Origin of the sequence: Bacteroides sp. L008 (assembly GCF_040812255.1) — a bacterium.
Taxonomy (GTDB): domain Bacteria; phylum Bacteroidota; class Bacteroidia; order Bacteroidales; family Bacteroidaceae; genus Bacteroides; species Bacteroides vicugnae.
Map to the genome: position 1 here is coordinate 3044109 of NZ_JBFNXO010000001.1, position 18507 is coordinate 3062615.

General features: G+C 39.4%; 8 protein-coding genes and 2 pseudogenes. All 10 read right to left on the reverse strand.

Going from position 1 to position 18507, the window contains the following annotated elements:
* Positions 1–142 precede the first annotated feature (142 nt).
* The gene (locus tag AB3G73_RS12070) at positions 143–1780 is read right to left on the reverse strand and encodes a fumarate hydratase (RefSeq protein WP_148365285.1); all 1638 of its coding nucleotides are present in this window, start codon (positions 1778–1780) and stop codon (positions 143–145) included.
* Between the two features lie 139 nt (positions 1781–1919).
* Positions 1920–3911, reverse strand: coding sequence for a DUF4954 family protein (locus tag AB3G73_RS12075; protein WP_148365286.1), 1992 nt, complete (start codon positions 3909–3911; stop codon positions 1920–1922).
* Between the two features lie 97 nt (positions 3912–4008).
* Complete coding sequence (gene hflX / locus AB3G73_RS12080; protein WP_074637991.1) at positions 4009–5265, reverse strand: GTPase HflX; 1257 nt, start codon at positions 5263–5265, stop codon at positions 4009–4011.
* 144 nt (positions 5266–5409) lie between these two features.
* Positions 5410–7038, reverse strand: a complete 1629-nt coding sequence (locus tag AB3G73_RS12085) for a RagB/SusD family nutrient uptake outer membrane protein (RefSeq protein WP_195649171.1) — start codon at positions 7036–7038, stop codon at positions 5410–5412.
* Positions 7039–7070: 32 nt separating this feature from the next.
* Positions 7071–10079, reverse strand: a pseudogene (locus AB3G73_RS12090) (SusC/RagA family TonB-linked outer membrane protein); the annotation flags it as partial.
* A gap of 445 nt (positions 10080–10524) precedes the next feature.
* Positions 10525–11025 (reverse strand): lipid-binding protein, encoded by a 501-nt coding sequence (locus AB3G73_RS12095; protein ID WP_074638015.1) that lies wholly within the window; start codon positions 11023–11025, stop codon positions 10525–10527.
* Between the two features lie 10 nt (positions 11026–11035).
* The gene (locus AB3G73_RS12100) at positions 11036–11728 is read right to left on the reverse strand and encodes a BT_2262 family domain-containing protein (RefSeq protein ID WP_074637983.1); all 693 of its coding nucleotides are present in this window, start codon (positions 11726–11728) and stop codon (positions 11036–11038) included.
* A gap of 24 nt (positions 11729–11752) precedes the next feature.
* Positions 11753–13249 (reverse strand): SusD/RagB family nutrient-binding outer membrane lipoprotein, encoded by a 1497-nt coding sequence (locus tag AB3G73_RS12105; protein WP_195649173.1) that lies wholly within the window; start codon positions 13247–13249, stop codon positions 11753–11755.
* 12 nt (positions 13250–13261) lie between these two features.
* Positions 13262–16270 (reverse strand): annotated as a pseudogene (locus tag AB3G73_RS12110) (SusC/RagA family TonB-linked outer membrane protein); the annotation flags it as partial.
* Between the two features lie 833 nt (positions 16271–17103).
* Complete coding sequence (locus tag AB3G73_RS12115; RefSeq protein WP_148365291.1) at positions 17104–18291, reverse strand: site-specific integrase; 1188 nt, start codon at positions 18289–18291, stop codon at positions 17104–17106.
* Positions 18292–18507 lie beyond the last annotated feature (216 nt).

The following is an 18507-nucleotide window of genomic DNA, read 5'->3' on the forward strand; positions in this document are numbered from 1 at the left end:
GATATTTACCCTACCAAAGCGAATATCCGGAAAGTCCTTAAAATGAGAAATCCCCTTACTACACGATTGTAATGAGGGGATTTTTTAATTAAAGGCTTTTACACCGTCTTCTCAAAGTCTTATATAAACGGAGTTAAACCGATTATTTAGTACAATTCCACGGTTTCAACTGTTTGAAGAAGTCGTTACCCTTATCATCTACCAGAATAAATGCAGGGAAGTTTTCCACTTCAATCTTCCAGATAGCTTCCATACCCAATTCCGGATATTCCACACACTCGATGCTCTTGATGTTGTTCTGTGCAAGGATAGCTGCCGGACCTCCGATAGAACCAAGGTAGAAACCACCATATTTCTTACAAGCATCTGTCACTTGCTGGCTACGGTTACCTTTTGCCAACATTACCATGCTACCGCCATGACTTTGGAACAGTTCTACATAAGAGTCCATACGTCCTGCTGTAGTAGGACCCATAGAACCACAAGCCATGCCTTCCGGAGTTTTTGCCGGACCTGCATAATAAATAGGATGATCCTTAATATACTGTGGCAAGTCTTCGCCGCGATCCAAACGTTCTTTCAGTTTAGCATGAGCAATGTCACGACCTACGATGATCGTTCCGTTCAATGACAGACGGGTAGCTACCGGATATTTAGTCAGTTCTTTCAGGATTTCCGACATCGGACGGTTCAGGTCGATCTTTACCACATCACCTTCACCTGCCTGACGCAGTTCTACAGGAATAAGCTCACCCGGATTTGAATCCAGTTTCTCAATCCAGATACCTTCCTTATTGATTTTACATTTGATGTTACGGTCGGCAGAGCAAGATACTCCCAAACCTACCGGACAAGAAGCACCGTGACGAGGCAAACGGATGATACGTACGTCATGAGCAAGATATTTACCTCCGAATTGCGCGCCCAATCCAATTTTATGAGCTTCTGCCAAAACTTCTTTTTCCAGTTCGATGTCGCGGAATGCACGGCCATATTCGTTTCCGGTAGTCGGCAGATTGTCATAGAAATGAGTAGAAGCCAGCTTCACTGTCAACAGGTTCTTTTCAGCAGAAGTACCTCCGATAACGAAAGCGATATGATAAGGAGGACAAGCGGCTGTTCCCAATGTTTTCATCTTTTCAACCAGGAACGGAACCAGTGTACCGGGATTCAGGATTGCTTTTGTTTCCTGATACAAATATGTCTTGTTGGCAGATCCACCGCCTTTTGTTACACAAAGGAACTCATACTCCATGCCTTCGGTAGCTTCGATGTCAATCTGTGCGGGAAGGTTACATTTGGTATTTACCTCATCGTACATATTCAGAGGCGCATTCTGTGAGTAACGCAGGTTCTCTTCAGTATATGTTTTATATACACCCAGCGAAAGAGCCTCTTCGTCAGAATATCCAGTCCATACCTGTTGTCCTTTTTCACCGTGGATAATAGCAGTACCAGTGTCCTGACAGAAAGGAAGTACACCTTTTGAAGCAACTTCCGCATTGCGCAGGAAAGTCAGTGCCACATACTTATCGTTTTCACTTGCTTCCGGATCACTCAGAATCTTAGCAACTTGTTCGTTGTGTGAACGACGAAGCATGAATGACACATCACGAAAAGCTGCATTAGCCATCACAGTCAAACCTTCTTTCTCAATTTTCAGGATGGGATTTCCTTCAAACTCGCTTACTGATACATAGTCTTTTGTAAGCAGATAATACTCAGTTGTATCTTTTCCCTTCTCAAACATGGGCTGATACTTAAACGGAGGTGTTGCCATAAGTTTCTTATTTTATTACGTAATTGTTAGTTAGTGTGGCAAAGGTAGTATATAAATTAAAAATTAAAAATTAAAGATTAAAAATTAAAGATTAAAACATAATTAACGGAGGAACTCTCCCGTTTATCATTTGCTTATTTTATTCTTGTATGCTTTCGATACGTCTAATAAGCTCGTTTCCAAGAGCTGTTTTATCTTCAATATGTTTCAAGACGGCAGTCACAAAAGTATTGCTTTCGAAATCACCGCGTACTTGCTCAAAATCCTGCTTCATTTCGTCGTGGGAGCCGTCAGCACCAAATCCGGTCATGGAAGACAACGAGAATTCTTTCTTGGCATCCTCATATACCATCTTATCCAATCCGACAACAGCTTGCTGCCATGCTTTCACGATACCGATGATATCTTGTGCTGTAATCGTTTCCGGATCCAGACCGTAGAATTCCTGAATCTTATGATAAGCCCATGTCCATTCATAGGTATAATAGTTCTCATGCATTTCTGCAAAGCTTGCATTGATGGATTTCAAACGATTGACCGTTCCCTTCTCTATCCCATCCAGCAATCGGTCGATCTCACTCTTGGGAGCAATCAGTCCGGAAACATCCACCCACTCCCCTATTCCGATTTCCGTATCAGGTTTCAGTCGTTGACGGATTTCTTCATTGCTCTGGAAGTTGATGCCTTCCAACCGCTTAATGATGGAGTTTCCCAAGAACTTGTGAATAGCGATTTCATAAAAACGAATTCCATTGTTCAGAGAGGAGTTCTTGATTTTAGCACTCTGGTAGGAGTAAATCTCTGAAGTTTCACCGGACACACGTTTCAATTCTTTCAAAATGGAACGTCCTTTAAACATTTTCTGAATGGTATAAGGACTCAACAGATTATAATTGATATAATCCAGTCGGTTCGGATCCTTTCGATTATCACGCTTCGGCCATTTCTGTGCATCACGAATGGTACCTACACTTCTTAAGTTAACTCCCGGAACCAGATAAGTGGTATTCCGCTGCTCTATCAGGTAAGAGAAAGGAAGATTGGAAGTATCGGCATGATTAACATGACGTCCCATTACCAAAGAGAAGGCCCCAACACGTGCCGGCCACAGGATATATGAATCGGAAGTGGTTTTCGCTCCTCTTTCCATCGTTCCCTGATGGATAGGACCTAACTTATACATGTGATTACTCTGATTGGACCCCGAACCCGCATTCATAAACGAGAACATACCGGCAATCAATAAAGTAGATTTATGATGTGTCACTGTAAAAGGACCTGCAAAAATAGCACATGCCTCACCGTTCTCTCCCTGACAATTACTGAAAAACAAAGAATCGGAAGCAGAATAATTGTGTCCCAGCTTGCAGGACTGACCGACGAAGCAACGAGTCAGCATCGTGCCGTCATCCACTTTAGAGCCGGAAGAGATAATGAAGTCATCACAGATTACACCGTGTCCGATATGAACAGGTGCCGTCACGTTACTGTTGATGCTGCCATTGGATAAGCGGCAAGTTCCACAGATATGGCAGTAATCTCCAATCCGGACATTCTTGATCGAGCCCGTATTGAGAATCATCACATGATTGCCAATACTGCCGACAGCAGAAGCATGTTTGTTGGAATAATAATCCGCAATGGATTTCATGCGGTTAATCAATTCGGGACGATGGCGGTACAGTGCAAGTATATATGCCTGATGTGCCGACAGTTTGTCGTTCATCAACACTTCACGACCTCCCGTTTCATTCAAGACTGCCACTTCCACCCCATTACCGAAAGTGCTCAACCCATCCACTAAGATAATATCTACATTCTCAATGAAGGTATCACTGCCAATTTCGTAATTAGCAATATAGTTCTGGATATTCTCAATACAACAGTTATCGCCCACCGATACATTATGCAACGTCACATGACGTAATCCCGAATGTTTCTTGATTCCCCCCGGCAATGTAAATTCTGCTTCGAATACTCCCAGTTTCACTTCACCCGAGAAACGGGTATGATGGACGTACTCACAATTAAACCCCTCTGCCACTGATACATTTCCCCAATCATCAGCCAGACACGACTGACTCTTCAACTGAAGTACCTCATCTTCAGTCAATCTACGATAGTCTTTCATTTTTAATAATGTGTTAATGTGCCCATATGCCAATACGCCAATTTCGATGCAGTACACGCAGCCAGTTGGCACATCAGTACATAAGCATATTGATTAATTATTCCTCTTCTTCGTAGGTCTGATAAAGAAAATCGTTATAGGGATATTTCTGAACGTGTAATTCTTTCACTCGCTGATAAACTACATTTTTCAGTTCGTCTATATTGATTCGTTCGCGGGCGGAAATAAAGAGGCAGTTGTCCTCCATCTTTGCCATCCACGTCTTCATCAGTTCTTCGAGTGTTAAGTTCTCCTTTGTTCGGGGGGTAAGGTCGTCCGGCGCTTTCTCCACGTAGGTGTAAGCGTCTATTTTGTTAAATACAAGTATCATAGGTTTGCCACTGCCACCAATCTCTGCCAGTGTTTTGTTCACCACTTCAATCTGTTCCTCAAATCCGGGGTGGGAAATATCGACTACGTGTACAAGCAGATCCGCTTCACGCACCTCATCCAGCGTTGATTTGAAAGATTCTACCAGATCGGTAGGCAACTTACGAATAAACCCTACCGTATCCGACAACAGGAACGGTAGATTATCGATAATCACTTTGCGTACAGTGGTATCCAACGTTGCAAACAGCTTGTTTTCTGCAAACACTTCGCTCTTTGCGAGAAGGTTCATCATGGTTGATTTTCCCACATTGGTATAACCAACCAGTGCAACACGTATCATACGTCCGCGGTTCTTACGCTGGGTAGCTTTCTGTTTGTCAATGTCTGCCAGACGTTCTTTCAGCAATGACATACGGTTCAGGATGATACGGCGGTCCATCTCGAGCTGTGTTTCACCCGGACCACGAAGTCCCACGGAACCTTTACCACCACCGGCACCGGAACCACCTCCCTGGCGTTCCAAGTGAGTCCAGAGTCGCTGCAAACGTGGCAACATATATTTATACTGTGCCAGTTCCACCTGTGTCTTCGCATTGGCAGTCTGTGCACGCATGGCAAATATATCAAGAATCAGTGAAGTACGGTCCAGTATCTTCACTTTCAGTTCAGCTTCAATATTACGAATCTGTTTCGCAGAAAGTTCGTCATCAAAGATGACCATTCCTACTTCACGTTCTGCTTCCTCTTCGTCATGGATATATTGTCTGATTTCCTCCAACTTTCCCTTTCCGACATAAGTCACAGAGTTAGCCGTCGGTAACTTCTGCGTAAATCGTTTCACAACTTCCGCCCCAGCCGTCTCGGCAAGGAAAGCCAGTTCATCCAGATACTCGTTTGTCTTACGCTCATCCTGCGTTTGTGTGATGAGTCCTACAAGCACTGCTGTTTCTACTTTGGCTTCGGATATTACAAATTCTTTCATTCTTTTATTATATATAATATTGCGGGTGCAAATATAACAAAAAAAAAGAGGACAATGTTTTAGAGGACATTGAAAAAGTCCCCATATTACATTATCCTCATTTTTTATATACTTAGGTTCAGAAATTGTATACCAAACAGCCTCCTATTTTCCTCCAAACTGAAGTTCATCGTTATAGTCCGTCTCATTCAACGGCACATCCCAAGTCCATTTATTAACACCGTCAGCAGGAATAGTAATGGCAACAGAAGGATATGCATTGCCACCTTGTGCAACAGACTTCCGTACCACGGGACGGTTCCAACGCTTGTAGTCACTCCATGCAAAACCTTCACCCCAAAGTTCAAGTTCACGATAATCCATGATTTCATTCCAAAGATCATCACCAATCTTGGTGCAAGTATATGAAGGATTACGTCCGGAAGTGGCATTCAAATCAACCAATGCAGCTTGCGCATCAGTTGGCTTATCCAAAAAATAATTGGCTTCTGCTTCCACCAATACCATTTCCGAAGAACGGATGAAGGGCAAATAAGATACTCCCGGAGTGTCGAACACATAGAATTTCAACTGTGCACCCAAATAATAAGTTCCAGCCTGATAAGGAGCCTCCAAACCGGACACGGCTATTCTGTCTATATAATTTTTCACGTCACTATTCAAAGCATCGTCCCAGAAAATAGCATAATCAGGATCTAACACATCCTCATCCGTCCAATCATATCCGGGAAACTTATCCTCTGTCAGAAACAATGCTTTACGTGCGTCATTGTCAGGAATCCGGTTGATTAATTCGCGACCAATAGCTCCGGCACCTTCATATGCACCTTGTTTGTTCGCATAATAACCGTTACAAGCATACTGTGTGCCATAACTCCAATACCAGTTATTTTCTTGGGAGCTACCGAAACTGCCAAACAACCATTCACTTGTAGGATTACAGAATCCATTCTGATAATCAGTGTTGTTCATTAACGGATATCCCTCACGGGCAAGTTTGGCTTCGGAAAGAGCTTTCCCATAATCCTGTTTAGTCAAGGCAGCACGAGCATAAACAGCGTGGGCGACATTAATGTTCGGAATCCAAACTTTTCCATTTTCACGGTCAAAACCAGATTGCTGAAAAAGAGAAATAGCATCATCCAAATCTTTATAAATTTGCGTATATGTTTCCGCCAATGTAGAGTAAGGCATACTGCCTGTCGACTCATCCAACCGGAGGACAAGGCCTTGAGAAGCCCCGTTGTTGGAATCTTGCCAACGCCAGCAATAATAATGCGTCAGCTTCTCGAAAGCATACGCACGAAATGTCAGTGCAGACGCTTTGATGAAATTCTTTTCGCTATCACTTCCTTCCGCTGCGTCAATATTACAGATAATGGTATTCGCATTACCAATAATCGTATAATAATAGTACCATGCGTATGCATCATAAATGCTATTTGTGCGGTTATGAAACGTCTGATTGAAAATGGGCGCCCATCCGTTCGCATAATAGTTATAATTGTAGTTTTCGCTCGGATAGCTTTCATATTGAATCATAATGTTGTTTTCACCGCAAAAGCCACCACCGAAGTAATATTGCTGAGTAGTCATGATCTTAGCAATTCCATTCAATGCCTTCATGGCATTGTCGGTTGTACCGACAGCATCGCCCGTTCCGATAGAGTCGGTTGGAGCTGTATTAAGATAGTCGCTGCTGCAAGAAAATACCAGTAAAGATGCGCCTGCAACTAAAGCTCCTATAAACAATCTATTGATATATTTTTTCATAATTATTCTTATTGTTTTAAATGTTCCAGTCTTTAGAATTTGACAGTCAGCCCCAAGTTATAAACTCGAGCAGTTACATAAGTATCATCATATTCACCATTAAATGAGAATTGCGGATTCAATCCCTTGCGCGCAGTAACTGTAAAGAGGTTTTCAACACCGGCAGTCAATGTCAATCCACCAATCCCCCAATGATTCAACCATTTCTTCGGTAAACTATAAGACAAATTCAAATTTTTGAATACCAAGTAAGAAGCATTTGCCAACCAACGGTCGCTCACAGCGTTGTTATCAGAAGCGCGGTTAAAATCATAAGCGGGTGTTCCATTAGGATCAATGCGGTCAGCAGATGTAGCAGTCATTCCTTCAGGAACTCCATTCCATGATTTCAACACATCTTTATGCAACGCGGAACCTGATGACATCACTGATGAGCCCATCAACCCCTGATAACTACCATCATACACTTTACCACCCAAACCATAGGTTAACAAAACATTCATGCTCAAATCTTTCCAAGTAAGCGTAGAACGTACAGAACCATAAACCGTAGGTAACGCAGAGCCTGCCCAATCCCGCTTTCCATAAGAAGTTATAGTCGTATAATCCGTACCATTAATCGTAGTCAGCGCATCATTTTCCGCAGCAGCATCCTTTTTATCAGGATCAAGGGTATAAAGCGACTGTCCGGTCATTTGATCAACTCCAACGAAATGATAGGTATAAAATTCATAAATAGAATGACCTTCCGAATAATTTTGTCTACCGTGCAAGATATCTTTTCCATCCGGCAATTTAATCACCTTATTCTTCAGAAAAGTAGCGTCCATTCCGATATTCCATTTCCAGTCTCCTTTATTGACGGCATCCACATCCAAAGAAATTTCAAAACCACGATTAGACACCGTACCAATGTTCCGATATTGAGTAAGGTTCATCGGTGCACCATCATCCACCCAAGGATAGGAACCAGCCGAAAGTGGCAGTCTCACTTCAAACAACAAGTCTTTGGAACGTTTGTCAAAATAGCCAATCTCAAAATTCAAACGATCGAACAAACGACCTTCCAAAGCGAAATCGAATGTCTGGGTAGTTTCCCATTTGATATCCGGAGCCGATAAAGATTTTTTCAACAAAGCGGCCTCATTAGCATTCTTGTCAATAGTATACAATGCCATATAACCATAATAACTTACGCCTGCGTCGTTACCCACTTCGCCATACGATGCGCGAAGTTTCAAATGGTTTACCCAGTCGATATTCTGCATAAAAGCTTCGCGCTTCACATTCCAACTTGCACCCAATGAATAGAAATTCCCCCAACGATTGTCCGGATGGAAACGGGAAGAACCGTCACGACGGAAAGAAGCCTCAATAAAATAGCGCTCATCATAGTTATAACGTGCACGCGCTAGATAAGACTCTGTTTTATATTCGTCATCATAACCAGCGAAATAAGAATTAGTAAGGAAATTACCCATCGTCAGATTACCATCGACAGCCATACCCGTATTCATTCCATAGGTCACTTTACGCTGCCAGCTATAATTTTCATGCCCCAGCATCACATCCACATTATGTATATTCTTATAAGTATGATTCCAGTTTATTAATTGTTGCATAGTATAATTGGTATACTGGTAAGCATAGTTAGTCAACCGTCCATTGTTTGTGGCACCGTCACCAATTTTGGGGTTATCATATTTCTTATTGTTCGAAGTGCTGTTGCTCATATCCCCCTTGGCTGTTACTGAAAAGTCATACGGCAGATTAATCGTAGCAAATGCTTGTCCACCCAATACATTGCGACGGCTTTCTTCCTTATTATTACGCAATTCGTAAGCAATATTACGATTACTCAAATAAGAAGAAGTAACATCATATTGCTTTTCACCAAATTCATCCAAAGCATAAGAGCCATCGGCATTGTGCATAAACAACGGATATACCGGAGCCATATAACGAACAGTATAAAACGGATTGGCAAAATAATCTCCGGTAGCATTGTCATTGTAATCTCTCTTAGTTATAGACCCGTTTAAGTTAACCCCCGCTTTCAACCATTTGTTTGGAGTATAAACAGTATTAATACGTCCGGAGAAACGTTCGTAACCGGAAGCAATGATATATCCCTTTTCATTCAGATAACCAATAGAGGAATAAACATTCAGTTTCTCGGAAGAGGAACTGGCGGATAAGTTATATTCCTGACGGTATCCATTGCGTTCAATGTCCTTTGCCCAGTCAAGGTCATCATACCCTGGTAACATATTGGCTATCAGTTTGCCATTGGCATCGAATAAAGCATCGTCAGGAGCATCATAAATATTGCGACGCGCATACCCCTTTATAATATTCTTTGTGGCATAATCTGCGGCATCAGCTTCGTTATATCCCAAGCTACCGGTCATGGCATAGTTTTTCAACCCCATCCATGATGTTTCCATCCATTGATTAGCGCCAAGCCGTTCATATTCCGGAATACCACGATTATAAATACCTTGATTTATTTGCAAAGTAATAGTTGGTCTATCCGAGCCACGCCCGCTTTTTGTTGTAATCAACACAACACCGTTAGCAGCACGATTTCCATACAAAGCGGCAGAAGCGGCATCCTTTAAGATAGACATGCTTTCAATATCGTTAGAGTTCAATTCAGCAATATTTCCATCAAAAGGCACACCGTCTACAACAATCAATGGATCGGAAGCTCCTGAAACCAATGTCCCGAAACCACGTATACGGATAGAAGGCGCTTTACCCGGTTCCCCGTATGTATTATTTACCTGAACACCGGGTGCAGACCCTTCAAGCGCTCCGGTCACACTAGTGGTAAGACGCTTTTCTATCTTTTTTGAATCAACCACTGAAATGGAACCTGTCAATGATTCTTTCTTAGCCGTACCATAAGCTACGACTACCACTTCGTCCAATGCTTCTGCATCAGTCTTCATTACCACCCTCATTTTAGGCTTGATAGCCACTTCCTGAGTTTGCATACCGATGTACGAAATCTGCAAAGTCTTTGCAGAACTAATAATTTTGTAATATATTGAATGCTAAACAGTTATCATTCACGCAAACACGTGAAAAAAAAAGTATTATTTGATTAATAATGAACTAGATATTTAATTAACAGCTGATTACAAGAAAAAACGCGAACAGTTCATTTTGCATATGTGATACTATTTCTCTACCCAAATAACACACAATGAGTTAATAATCAGGTAAATAATAGTTTAACTAAAAATATTTATATAGGGTAAGTAGTATCTTGCTGTTTTCAGGCATCTTCATTTGTATATAATTAGTCAGATATTAGTAAACCTCTCAATAAAAATGTAGTTTGCTCTTTTTATTCTAGTGGAGATAAACCTCTTGTAAATATTGCAAAACTTTTTCTCCTTATATATTTAATGATTATGAGATATAAAAGGCCACTCCGAAATTCGAAGTAGCCTTTTATATGATTGTACGGTTTTCTAATTAGAAATCGTCAGCAGGAAATCCAGTACGACGGAATCCGGAAACTTTATAAGTTAATCCATTTTCATCGTCATCAAACTGTACCATGTATACAATACTATCAGCAGGCATACCACTAGGAGTTGTCGCTGCATTCTCTAATACTTTCCCATCACTGATCTTTACTTTAGATTCATAAATAACATTGTTCACAAAATCAGGAGTTGAGAAAGTCCGCTCGGCATAGTTCACATTCACTTTCAATTTATACTCCCAAAAATTATTTAAATCATCCAACCACATTTCAGTATTACTGTTGCTAGCGGTATTATAAGTACTCATTTGTATATGTCCGGCACCATATGGGTCTTCTACTTCTTCTCCATCAATTATTGCATTCACTGTAACCCACCAGTCACCAGCCATTTTTTCAATAGCAGTACCACCTGGTTCTGTGTCGTCATCACATGCCACAACTGTAAAAGCCAGTGAAGCCAAAAGCAATATCATATATTTCTTCATAATCATATTTTTATTTTTTTACTATAATATCAAAAGATAATTGACCGGCATAATCGATGCTCCATCTCAAAGTTCCTGTTGCAGGATCCAACGATGTATTAGTCATTTGATCCATAGAGTCTCCCCAGCCTGCAACATAACTTTCTATAGGAGTAATGGTATTGTCTTCATTTAATTCAAATTTTCCAACCATTGCATAATCTGGTCCGTAGCCTGTACGCTGATCATACCAGCCTCCCAAGAAATCCGTGATATAAAATATTCCCGGTTCTATTTGAAATATTACAATCTCATATCCACTAAAAGCCACAACTGAAGGAACTGTCCGTTTGCTTCCTTCAGCCAAAGTATAAATCCCGGACTGTAGTGGAGAAGGAGTATTATCTGCCACATATACTGTTCTCGTAAAGGTTTTGGCAAAACCATCTTCATTATATGCCGCATACACTAAGTTATAAATACCCGGGGTATTTACATCAACATTTCCTTTTATCTCTACGGATGATGTGATATCTTCCCCATTCATTTCTGCGTAGTATCCAGGCTCTACATAAGGTTGCCCTTTTTCTAAAACAATCTTTGTGTCACCCAGTCTTTCTAACGTTACGAAGTAGGTAACCTTGGAGGTATCATCCGTTGATTTGTCGCAAGACCCGAAGACAAACGACAAACATATCAATATGCTATATGCTATTTTTTTCATATGTAAAACTTGCTAAGTTATTTTTTATTTGATATCCCACCAGATAGGAGTACTTCCCGGTACCCCTGCAGGAGTATTTGCATTCTGTTGACGTGCACTTAACGGATAAGTCATCCGTTTCATCAGCCCGCCTGCTTCCAGCCCATTGGTCCATGGTGCAACTAAATCTCCCGGAGTGTATATTGATTCATTAGCTTGTATCTGTGCTGCCGAATAAGAAGATAGTTGCGGACAATCTGTGCGTCGGATCTCACTCCATGCTTCCATGTGGTCCATATAGAAAAGAGAAACCCATTTCTGCATATAAATCAAATTCAGTTTTTCAATTGATGTGGAAGCTGTAGACCATGCACATGCTCCCTCTAAGATAGTGTTCTCTTGTCCTGTAAATCCGCGAACAGCAAAATCAGCAGTTACCCCTGCTTCATATGCACTTTTCGCATTTGCGTCATCATTCAGAAAGCGAATATAAACTTCTGCTATTAAGAATTGTAATTCAGCCTGAGTAAAAAAGTAAACAGGTTTTGTTGGACCGATGGAATAATCAATAGCACTTACATTTTTATTTTTCCAATTATCAGTACCCAATATGCTTTGCATATGTGTTTTTCCTCCAGGAAGTTGTCCGACATATTTTCCATCTGCATCCGTTTTGTTAATACCATAGGCAATACGTGGGTCTCCTGTACTATTCAAATAAGAAATCAGCGGATATGCAGCGCAATGATTACCCGTCAATCCTACTGCATTTGTATTATACCATGGATTACGTTTGTCTGTTTCATCTACAAAGCAGTCTAATTTAACATCTCCGGTAAAGAATTCATTGTTTTGTACCAGATTTTTCACTTTCTCTGTGTAAGAGGCAACGTCTATATTGGCATCAATGAAACGTAGATACATACGAAGACGGAGAGCATTGGCAAATCCTTTCCATTGAGCAAGATCCTTATTGAACACCAAATCCGGTACGTCCATACCACTTCCATCCAAGACTGACTCTGCTGCATCCATTTCATCCAATACGCCTCTATATACAGTTTCGCCATTATCCCATTTGGGTGTTGCATTGGCATTCCCTTGCAAGGCTTCAGAATAAGGCGAGTCGCTTGTATTGTCTACCATTATTTGAAAAGCGTACGCTCTCAAGATAGTGGTGGCAAAACGGTCTGCCGGATTGGTCGTCTTTTCCAAAACCTGTTTGGCATCTTCTAAAGCACCTGCAAACAAGATTCTATATGAATAGTCCATTTGCTGTGATGATTCTGTAAAAGTGTACTCACATAAAGTATTGTATTGGTTCGCTTCCGGCTTTTGTTCATAGTATTGGGCGAAAAAGCCTGCATAATTATAAATTTCTCCTCCTACTGCCGAAGCGATAGAAGCACTAATGGAAGGGAATATCAAGTCGGCTGTTACCTGATCGTTCATCGGATAGTTCGGGTCGTTGTTGATATCCAAGTCGCAACTTGTAAATAATGCCGTTGTTGCCAATGATGCATATAATAATATTTTCTTCATATTTATTCCTGTTTAAAATTTAACCATTAAGTTGAAACCGAAACGGCGTGAGCTAGGATTAGCTGTGTATTCTCCATAGTTACCTTCAAGATCATTGCCAAATGAAGTCATTTCGGGATCAATAAATGTATTGCTGGATGGGGTCCAGATGAATAAGTTATTACCATATGCGGAAACTTTCACTGCCTGAAAAGGTGTTTTGGCCAGCCATCTTTTTGGCAAATCCCAACCTAATACTACAGAGCGAAGTTTTACATACGATTTATCTACAAGGAAGCAACTTCCCAGATCGGAACCTCCGTCGCCCCAGTATTTATAAATATTAGAACTGGTAATGGGCGTTGTATTTTCTACGTAAGTAATTTGATCTCCATTTACAATCTTATTTACAGAGTTTGGCACAATAAAAGGATTTCGATCGTTATAAGTAGTCTGGATTGCATTACCTGTAAAATAATTAATATCTTTGGTACGTGAATACATGACTCCACCCTGACGGATATCAAAGTCAATACCCAAGCTTAAACCTTTGTATCTCAATGTTGTAGAAACGCCCATTTGATATTTATTATTCATATCTCCACAGATTCCGAACTCACCAGCTTCAACAGGTAGACCTGTTGAAGAGTTGACAACAACTCGTCCTTGAGGGTCGCGTTCAGCTACTTGTGCTTTGAATACTCCGACAGGCATTCCTGTAATAGCGTACATACTAGTTCCCCCATTTAATCCATAAATATTTGTAATACCACCCAGTTCTTCAGGCAAACTGATTACTTTACTCCAATTCTTTGTAAAGTTCCATGTTAGTTCCCAACTGAAATCTTTAGTTCTGATCGGGGTTCCACTAATTAACAATTCTATACCACGATTTCGTATCTTACCTAAGTTCATGTTTTGCGCTGTATAGCCTGAAGCCGGATCCATGGCTAAAGAAAAAATCTGTTTGTCAGTATTACGATTATAATAAGAAACATCGAAAGACAAGCGATTTTTGAAGAAAGCCATATTTAAACCGATTTCAGCCTCTGTCGTCATTTCCGGACTTAGTGTATTACTACCTAAAATGTTACCTGCCGAATAAGCATTGACACCTCCTAGCGGGAAGGTGAGGTATCCAAAAGGTATTCTATTTGAAGATTGTGCATATACAGGATTAACCATATACACATCAGCATCATTACCGGTTTTACCCCAGCTGGCACGTATTTTACCAAAAGAAATGATATTGCTTAAATCACTATTTAATAATTCGCTGAAAATGAAACTGCCGGTAAAACCCGGATAGAAGAAACTGCGGTTCCCTTTCGGAAGAGTAGAAGACCAGTCGTTACGAGCTGTAACTGTCAGATACAGCATGTTTTTCCAAGAACCTTCAAACTGTCCGAACACACCCATCAGACGTCTAAGTTCCAAATGTTGTTCAACAATTGGAGTTTTACCAGAATTCTTCAAGTTAAACCATGTCGGGATAGTCAAATCGTTTACCTCCGAATATTGGTAAGAGACTTTACGCTCATTTCCATTGAATCCGACTAACGCATTGATATTAAAATCACTGATCGGCATATTGAAATTAACCATAATATCTTGATTAATTTCACGACGCCGGGTTATCTGTTCTGTATATTGTCCTGTCTCACCAGAGAATGGACTACTGGAACCTTGTCCTTCTCCGTTGGGTGTTCCTTCGTAATAAAGAGCATATAAATTAGGTTTTCCTTTATCGCTCTGGCCGGTTGTAGTATCCAATCCCATACGATATGTGAATTTGAAATATTTCAAGAATTCATAATCTAATTGGAATTTGCCATAAAATCTTTCAGATTCATATTCGTTCAAATAATTTTCCAGAATATAATATGGATTCATCACGCCATAAGGAGTATAATAATAGCCCGGAGTGTTAAACGGATCATTCTGGTCTTCCAGCCCTATAATACTGACATCGCGTGGTGATTGATAGAGGGAGTTCAGCATAGAGAGCCCTTGCCCCGTAGTAGCAAACTTATTTTTCTGATAGGCATAGTTTAATGAAGAAGAAAATGTTAATGCGCCTACCTTATGGCTGCCACGTGCGGAAAAGGTATATTTGTCATAACTGTCAGCGTCTGTTGGAATCATACCATCGTCGCTAATTTGAGAGAAAGAAACATAATAATCACTTTTGTCTGTTGCTCCATTAAATGAAAGGCTATTGCTATACCTGAACCCGGCATCAAAAAAGTCTTTAATGTTGTCAGGCATTGCTACATAAGGCTTCAACTTTTGCGAGTTATTATACACATTTCCCCATAATTGCATTGAACCATCAAAACGAGGTCCCCAAGAACCATTTTCCAACTCCGTATGGTTACCGTTCCATCCCATACCAAATTCATTCTGAAATTCCGGTAAACGTAAAATTGTAGACCATTGTACACCGCCATTGTACTCAATACCAACACCTTTATTCTTTCGTCCACTTTTCGTTGTGATCATGACTACACCATTTGCAGCACGACTACCATATAAAGCAGTTGCTGCCGCACCTTTTAGAATTGTCATGTTTGCCACATCATCCGGATTAATAGCGTTTGCTCCATTACCAAAATCATATCCGCTGTTCAAACCATCTGTAGAATATACTGTAGAGTTATTCAATGGTACACCATCCACTACATATAATGGTTGATTTGTACCCGATAGTGAACTAACACCACGAATAATTACAGAATTTGAAGAACCAGGATCTGATGAAGTACTGGAAATCTGAACCCCCGCAATTTTACCTGCTAAACTTGACATAACATCGGAAGTACGACTCTCCGCAATTTTGTCACCTCCCACAGAAGTCGCAGCATACCCTAATGCTTTTTCGGAGCGTTTAATACCCATTGCTGTAACAACAACTTCATCAATTTGCTGGGCATCAGACCTAAGTACTACCTTTAAATTAGATTTGATAGCTACTTCTTGAGTCTGCATACCAATGTACGAAATCTGCAAAGTCTTTGCAGAACTAAATACAAGTATAATATATTGATTACTAACAATATATACCTATTTACTTTCTTGTGACAATAAATCTTTTGTTGTGGTTATTGTGCAGATTATCAATATGTTAAACACCTGTCAAACATATTAAATTGCTGATTTATGATACCAGATTTCTATCAAAAATAGGACATAACCTTCTATTAATTAATTGTTTAAGCTCTTATCTTATATGATATAAACTAAAAATTATTTCCATCTTAACGCTTGAAGATGGGTTTTCTTGTTCTAAATTATATCCAATAATTACTGATTATAATAATATATCCATTAGTAAACAATAACCTATGAAAAAGAAAAACTCCAAATGAAAAAATGCATATTTTATTACTGTATATTTTTAAATATGCAGGGGCGGACTCAAATCTTCCTCAAAATCGCAGAGAATATGATTAATGAATATTCATATTGGATGATTATATACTTTTTTTATATCAAATAGATTGCATAATTACATATAACTATATCAAAGGAACCATTTGTCATTTATCTGATGAACAAATGGTAGAACCAGAAATACCGAATTTTAGTAGCTATTAGAGGTCGTCAAGTTTATAAATTAGCTTTTAATCCTCTCCTTTTAAAGAAAGCAAAGGCTTCTCTATGACCAATGACTCGTTCCTTTTAAAGGAACGAGTCATTCCTTTAAATGGGACGAGTAATAATATTCGTAATAATAATGTATATTTAGATTATGTATATGCGTTTTCGGAACTTATATTGCATATCCTTTCATTTAATTATACACACTTTCTTCTATTAGAGAAAATTATACCTTCCATTTCTAAAACCAAATCTTAAAAACAGAACACTTTCGTTTAGCCTTTGTGCTTATTATTATTTGAAGAGGCAGTTTTCTCAAGATCACGCACCACTGTAATATCCATTATATTTGCATATACCTGTGTGGTCTTTACACTTTTATGCCCTAATAGTTTTTGTACAGTAGTTATATTGGCACCATTATATAATAATAAGGTAGCATTTGTATGCCGGGCGGTGTGAAACGATACACGTTTATCAATTTTAGCCAGACCTGCCAATATATTTAATTCCTTATTAATATTGGAATTGTCTTTTAACTTGAAAAAACTGTTGAGGTCATCTTTATAGCGTTGCAATATCTGGATTCCTTTACCTTCAAATAATAAATATAAAGGAAGACGTACTTCCATACCTGTTTTGACAGATTTGTATATTATCCAAGTCTCCTGATGGAACTCAACAATATTTGCAGAGGTCAGATTAGTAAAATCAGAATATCGTAATCCTGCATAACAACAAAATAAAAATGCATCTTTTGTTTTTTGCAGTCTCGTATATCTTCCTATCAACTGCAAATTCTCAAATTTGTGCAACTCTTCCGGAGCTAAGTGTGTATGGCTTCCTTCTATACTTTTAATTTTATATTTTCTAAAGGCATACTTCTGTATATCCATATACTCCTTATTTATTGCAACATTAATATATCGTTTCAGATGCTTCATGTGTTTGGCAATAGTATTAAGGTGATAACCTTTAGATTGCAGGTAATTATCAAAGGAAGACACAAATTCAAATGTCAAATCGGTAAATAATACCTCTTTCTTGAATTCCTGAAGTAATTCAAGTGTGGAAAGGTGATTTTGACGGGTACTCTCTTTCAAAGAAGAATTAGCTATCTCCTCTTTAAAAAAAGTCAAAAATGACCTTCCGTTGCTTAGGGGTTTATCAATAGAATTTTTTAATAAATCTAACGATATGGACTTTCCCTGTTGCCATAGTCCAAGTTCTGTTTGCTCAATAGCTGCTATATTTTCATATAACATACGATTCAAAACATTCGCATTAGGATGATTCTTCACCATTTTTCGTTTGGCATCCCACTGTTCCGGTTTGAGATATATTTTGGTGGAGAAATACATCTTTTTCCTGTTCAGATAGGCTTCTACCTGAACTAATGCCATTCCTCTTTTATTCAATCTCTTCTTTCTGTTAAACACAAGGTTGTAACTGATTTTTTCCATACTTTCATTTTTTAATTAATAATAGAACAAATTAGACGTAATTCTGTGCTATATCAGAGGCGAATAAGCATTAATATCTCTAAAAAATAAATCTTCAAATCACTTGGTATTCACAAAACTTTAAATTAAATGCCACTTTTTTATTCGCTTTTTTACGAAAAAAGCAAAAAGAATGGCTTTTAAAGGTGTTTTATGACTAAAAACGAGTAAAAGAAA

Bases quoted from the DNA above. Each gene is read 5' to 3' on its own strand.
- AB3G73_RS12115 (WP_148365291.1), bottom strand. From the start codon at position 18,291: ATGGAAAAAATCAGTTACAACCTTGTGTTTAACAGAAAGAAGAGATTG.
- AB3G73_RS12095 (WP_074638015.1), bottom strand. From the start codon at position 11,025: ATGAAGAAATATATGATATTGCTTTTGGCTTCACTGGCTTTTACAGTT.
- AB3G73_RS12070 (WP_148365285.1), bottom strand. From the start codon at position 1,780: ATGGCAACACCTCCGTTTAAGTATCAGCCCATGTTTGAGAAGGGAAAA.
- AB3G73_RS12075 (WP_148365286.1), bottom strand. From the start codon at position 3,911: ATGAAAGACTATCGTAGATTGACTGAAGATGAGGTACTTCAGTTGAAG.
- hflX (WP_074637991.1), bottom strand. From the start codon at position 5,265: ATGAAAGAATTTGTAATATCCGAAGCCAAAGTAGAAACAGCAGTGCTT.
- AB3G73_RS12085 (WP_195649171.1), bottom strand. From the start codon at position 7,038: ATGAAAAAATATATCAATAGATTGTTTATAGGAGCTTTAGTTGCAGGC.
- AB3G73_RS12105 (WP_195649173.1), bottom strand. From the start codon at position 13,249: ATGAAGAAAATATTATTATATGCATCATTGGCAACAACGGCATTATTT.
- AB3G73_RS12100 (WP_074637983.1), bottom strand. From the start codon at position 11,728: ATGAAAAAAATAGCATATAGCATATTGATATGTTTGTCGTTTGTCTTC.